This window comes from Kitasatospora sp. NPDC091257, assembly GCF_044757675.1.
Lineage (GTDB): Bacteria > Actinomycetota > Actinomycetes > Streptomycetales > Streptomycetaceae > Kitasatospora > Kitasatospora lactacystinica.
Genome location: NZ_JBIVVI010000804.1, coordinates 1 through 4,288 on the forward strand (window position 1 = coordinate 1; position 4,288 = coordinate 4,288).

A 4,288-nucleotide genomic window follows, 5' to 3' on the forward strand; every position below is an offset into this window, starting at 1 on the left:
GTGGAGGCCGTCGGGGAGCGGGTGGGCGTCGTGGTCGGGCTCGCCGTAGAGGGCCAGGCCGTCCAGGTGGTGCAGGTGCTGGTCGCCGTCGGCCCGGCGTTCGGCGACGATGCGGGCCAGTTCGGCGCGGATGACGGTGAGGGTGAGCCGGCCGGCGGCCACGTCGGCGGGGTCGCCGGTGGCGCGGAAGCGCAGGGTGCCGCTGCTGAAGTCGGGGGCGAGCGGGCCCGGCACGGTTTCGTGGAGCGGGCAGAGCAGCGGGGAGACGACCAGCAGCGGTGTGGTCGGGTGGCCGTCCCGGACGGTGTCCAGGAAGCCGTGGACGGCCGGGGTGAAGGCGCGCAGCCGCATCAGGTCGGTGTTCACCAGGTTGATGCCGAGCTTGAGGCTGATCAGGTCCGCAGGGGTGTCGCGGATGGCGCGCGCGGTGAAGGGGTCGAGCAGGGCGCCGCCGCCGAAGCCGAGGTTGGTCAGGTCCAGACCGGCGCCGTTGGCCACCAGGGCGGGCCAAGTACCGGTGGGGTGGGCGGCGTTGGAGCCGTGGCTGATCGAACTGCCGTGGTGCAGCCAGTGCTTGCGGCTGCCGGTGGGGATCGGCTCGATCGGGGCGTCGGTGTCGAGGGCGATCAGTTCGGTGGTCTCGGTGTGCGGGAGCCAGATCTCGACGGTCTTGTCGCGTTCCGGCAGGCCGGTGAACCGGGCGCTGCCGGACGGTCCTTCGGTCAGTTCGAAGCGGCCGGTGGCGAGGTCGACGGTGCGCAGGTTGCCGCCGGGGACGGTGCTCTGCGCGGCGAGCCGGCCGTCCACCAGGAGGTCGTGGACGCCGTCGGGGACGTTCGGGACGCCCGGGTAGGCGCGCTTGGTGGGGACGGCGTGCAGCGTGACGGCGGTGGCGCGGGTGCGGAAGGCGAGCCGGACGCCGGAGGGCTGGGACTCGGCCATCGCGAGCTGTTCGTCGGGGATCCGCCGGCGGGCGGCGGCGGGCAGGCGGTGCGGCAGCAGGCCGCGGGCGGTGTGTTCGAGGTCGAGGTGGCCGTGGAGGAGGGCCTCGGTGACGGGGGTGGTGATCGTCGTCATGGTGCTGCTCTTCGGTTCGTCGGGGCGTGCGGAGGGGGTGGATCAACCGGTCGTACGGGGCCCGCCGGCGCGCAGCAGGGCGTCGAGGGAGTCGATGATCCAGTCCCAGGACTGTCGCGGGTCGACGGCGGTGTGACTGAACCCGCCGGCCGCCTCCAGGCTGATGTAGCCGTGGAAGACGCTGCCGAGCAGGCGCACCGCGTGGGTCTGCTCCGGTTCGCCCAGGTCGTAGCCGCGCAGGATCGCCCTGGTCATCTGGGCGTGCCGGACGCCCGCGCTGGCGGCGGCCGTCGCGGCGTCCAGGCGCAGCCGGGTGGCGTCGTAGCGGCCGGGGTGGCGGGCCGCGTAGTCGCGGTAGGCGTCGGCGAAGGCGGCGAGGGCGTCGCGGCCCGCCCTGCCGGCGAGGGCGTCGGCGACGAGGTCGGCGAGTTCCTCCAGGGCGTACAGGGCGATCCGGGTCTTGAGGTCGTGGGAGCTCTTGACGTGGGAGTAGAGGCTGGCCGTCTGCACGCCGAAGCCGCGGGCGACCGCGGCGACGGTCACCTGGTCGAAGCCGACCTGGTCGGCGAGCTCGGCGCCCGCGACGACCAGGCGTTCGACGGTCAGCCCTGCCCTTGCCATGTGTGTTCTCCCGTACGGTCACGTCGGCTGTCTACGGACAGTATGGGATTGCCTAAATGGATTAGGCAAATGGAAACGCCCCGCTCAGCCCGCTCAGCCCGCTCAGCCCGCTCAGCCCGCTCAGCCCGCTCAGCCCGCCAGGATCACCGTCTCCGCCGGCCCCGAGAAGCCCGCCTGCTGCGACGGGGTGCCCGTGGCCGCCGTCCGGCGGTGCTCCTGCGGGCTGACGCCGCGCACCCGCTTGAAGGCCGCCGAGAGGGCGAAGGCATTGCTGTAGCCGACCTTGCGGGCGGCGAAGGCGACGGTGCACTCGGGCTCGCGCAGCAGGTCGGCGGCGACCGCCAGGCGCCAGCCCGCCAGGTACGCCATCGGGGGCTCCCCGACCAGGGCGGTGAAGCGGCGGGCCAGACCGGCCCGGGAGACCCCGACCCGCTGGGCCAGTTCGGCGACCGTCCAGGCGGTGGCCGGGTCGTCGTGCATCATCCGCAGCACCGGGCCGACCACCTGGTCGTGCTGGGCGCGGTACCAGGCGGGGGCACCGGAGTCGGGGGCGGCCAGCCAGGCGCGCAGCACGGAGACCACCAGGAGGTCCAGGATGCGGTCCAGGACGAGCTCCTGGCCGGGCTCGTTGCGCCCTATCTCGGCGGCCAGCAGGTGCACCAGGGTGTCGTCGGCACCGGTGCCGGCCGGGCGGACCAGCAGTGCGGGCAGGCAGCCGAGCAGCCGCTGGCCGATCTCGTGCTCGGCCTGGTAGGTGCCGGAGAGCACCACCGAGGAGGCCCGGTCGCCCTCCCGACCCTGACCCCAGGTCCGGACGCCGAGCGACATCACCTCGGAGACGTCCACCCCGCCCTTGGTGCAGACCTGGCCCGGGCCGACGATCACGTCCACCGGGGTGTCGGGGTCGTCCGCCACGGTGTACGGCTCCGGGCCGCGCACGATCGCCACGTCACCCGGGTGCAGCAGCAGCGGGGTGCCGCGCTCGGGCAGGATCCAGGCGTCGCCGCGGACCATCGTCACCACCGAGAGCGGGGCCCGGTCCTCGATCCGCAGCGACCACGGCGGGGTGAGGATGGAGCGCAGCAGGAACGCGCCACGGGCCTTGGGGCCGTCGAGGAGTCCCGTCAGAGTGTCCATGACGCCAAGTGTAGACGGCGGGACATTATTTGACGCTTCGTCATTTGAGAGACTCTTGAGTGATCGAGGTGGCTCGCACCGCCCGAATGCCGGATGATCTGCGCACGGGGGTACGGACCGGAACACGGCGACCGCGGCACGGCGACACCGGCTGCGAGAAGTGAGGGGCTCACGACGATGGAAACGGCACGCACACTCGTCCTGGTGGCGGCCACGGTCACCTGTGGACTGACCGCGGGACTGTTCTACGGCTACTCGTGCTCGGTCATGCCGGCACTCGCGCGGGTCGACGACCGCACCTTCATCGAGGTCATGCAGCGCGTCAACAAGGCGATCCTGAACGGCTGGTTCGTCCTCGGCTTCGTCGGCGCCCTGCTCGCCACCGCGGCGGCGGTCGCCCTGCACCTGCCCTCGGACGGGCACGACGTCCTGCCCGCGACCATCGCCGCGCTGGTGCTGTACGTCGCGATGATCGGGGTCACCCGCTCGGTCAACATCCCGCTGAACGACGAGCTCGAAGCCGCCGGGTCGGCCCAGCGGATCGCCGACCCGGCCGCGGTGCGCAGCCGCTTCGAGGCGCGCTGGGTGCGCTTCAACGTGCTGCGCGCCCTGCTGTCGACCGGCGCCCTGGCCTGCCTCGCCTGGGCCCTCGTCCTCAACGGGCAGAGCTGACCGGGCCCGGACCCGCTCGACGGGCGGGCCCGGCCGCGCCGCCCGCCGCCGCCACCCTCTGCCGCTGACCGGACTCAGCCGCAGAGGGTGGCGAAGCCGTACCCGCGCGCCTTGAGCGTGGAGATGATCCCCGGCAGCGCGGCCACCGTCTGGCTGCGGTCGCCGCCGCCGTCGTGCAGCAGGATCACCGAACCGGGACGGACGTTGTTCAGCACCCGCGACCTGATCGCGGCCGCGCCGGGGCGGGACCAGTCCGCCGGGTCCACCGACCAGAGCACGACCTGCTTGCCGAGCGCCGCGGCCTTCGAACGCACCGTGCCGTTGACGGCGCCGTACGGCGGGCGCAGGCAGCTCGGGGTACGGCCCGTCTGCGCGCGGATGACCTTGTCGGTGTCGGCCACCTGCGCGTTGAGCGCGGCCGCGGACAGCCTGCTCAGGTCCGGGTGGGACCAGGAGTGGTTCTGCACGCTGTGGCCCTGCTTGGCGACCTGCGCGGTCACCGCGGGGTGGGCGGAGACGTTCTGCCCGATCTCGAAGAAGGTCGCGCGCACCCCGTACCGGCCGAGCGTCGCCAGGACCTTGGACGTGTAGGCGGGGCTGGGGCCGTCGTCGAAGGTCAGGTAGACCACCTTGCCGCCCTTGGCGCCGGCCGCCTGCGCCTCGGCGGCCGGCAGGGTGACCGCCGCTCCCGCCGCCAGGGCGACGACCAGTGCGCCGATCGCGGTCCGGAACCTGCCAACTGCCCTGCGCCTGACGGGTGGTACGGACATGCCTGCCCCCT

General features: G+C 73.3%; 5 protein-coding genes. 1 reads left to right on the forward strand and 4 read right to left on the reverse strand.

Going from position 1 to position 4,288, the window contains the following annotated elements; genetic code table 11:
* The 3 genes from ACIQOV_RS29860 to ACIQOV_RS29870 all read right to left on the reverse strand — a co-directional run.
* Window positions 1-1,077, reverse strand: a 1,077-nt coding sequence (locus ACIQOV_RS29860) for an SGNH/GDSL hydrolase family protein (RefSeq protein WP_401053700.1), incomplete at its 3' end; no start/stop codon positions are given.
* 42 nt (window positions 1,078-1,119) lie between these two features.
* Window positions 1,120-1,698, reverse strand: coding sequence for a TetR/AcrR family transcriptional regulator (locus ACIQOV_RS29865; protein WP_401053702.1), 579 nt, complete (start codon window positions 1,696-1,698; stop codon window positions 1,120-1,122).
* A 129-nt stretch (window positions 1,699-1,827) separates the two neighbouring features.
* Window positions 1,828-2,835 (reverse strand): AraC family transcriptional regulator, encoded by a 1,008-nt coding sequence (locus ACIQOV_RS29870; RefSeq protein WP_359914094.1) that lies wholly within the window; start codon window positions 2,833-2,835, stop codon window positions 1,828-1,830.
* 177 nt (window positions 2,836-3,012) lie between these two features.
* On the opposite strand from ACIQOV_RS29870, the gene ACIQOV_RS29875 reads away from it, so the two are divergent.
* Window positions 3,013-3,507 carry a DUF1772 domain-containing protein gene (locus tag ACIQOV_RS29875; protein WP_380359050.1) on the forward strand — a complete coding sequence of 165 codons (495 nt, stop codon included), beginning with the start codon at window positions 3,013-3,015 and terminating at the stop codon, window positions 3,505-3,507.
* 74 nt (window positions 3,508-3,581) lie between these two features.
* Here ACIQOV_RS29875 and ACIQOV_RS29880 read toward each other — a convergent pair.
* Window positions 3,582-4,288, reverse strand: a 707-nt coding sequence (locus tag ACIQOV_RS29880; protein WP_401053705.1) for a polysaccharide deacetylase family protein, incomplete at its 5' end; no start/stop codon positions are given.

What these genes read in the sequence shown, in the direction of transcription:
- ACIQOV_RS29870 (WP_359914094.1), bottom strand. Translation starts at nt 2,835, where the DNA reads ATGGACACTCTGACGGGACTCCTCGACGGCCCCAAGGCCCGTGGCGCG.
- ACIQOV_RS29875 (WP_380359050.1), top strand. Translation starts at nt 3,013, where the DNA reads ATGGAAACGGCACGCACACTCGTCCTGGTGGCGGCCACGGTCACCTGT.
- ACIQOV_RS29865 (WP_401053702.1), bottom strand. Translation starts at nt 1,698, where the DNA reads ATGGCAAGGGCAGGGCTGACCGTCGAACGCCTGGTCGTCGCGGGCGCC.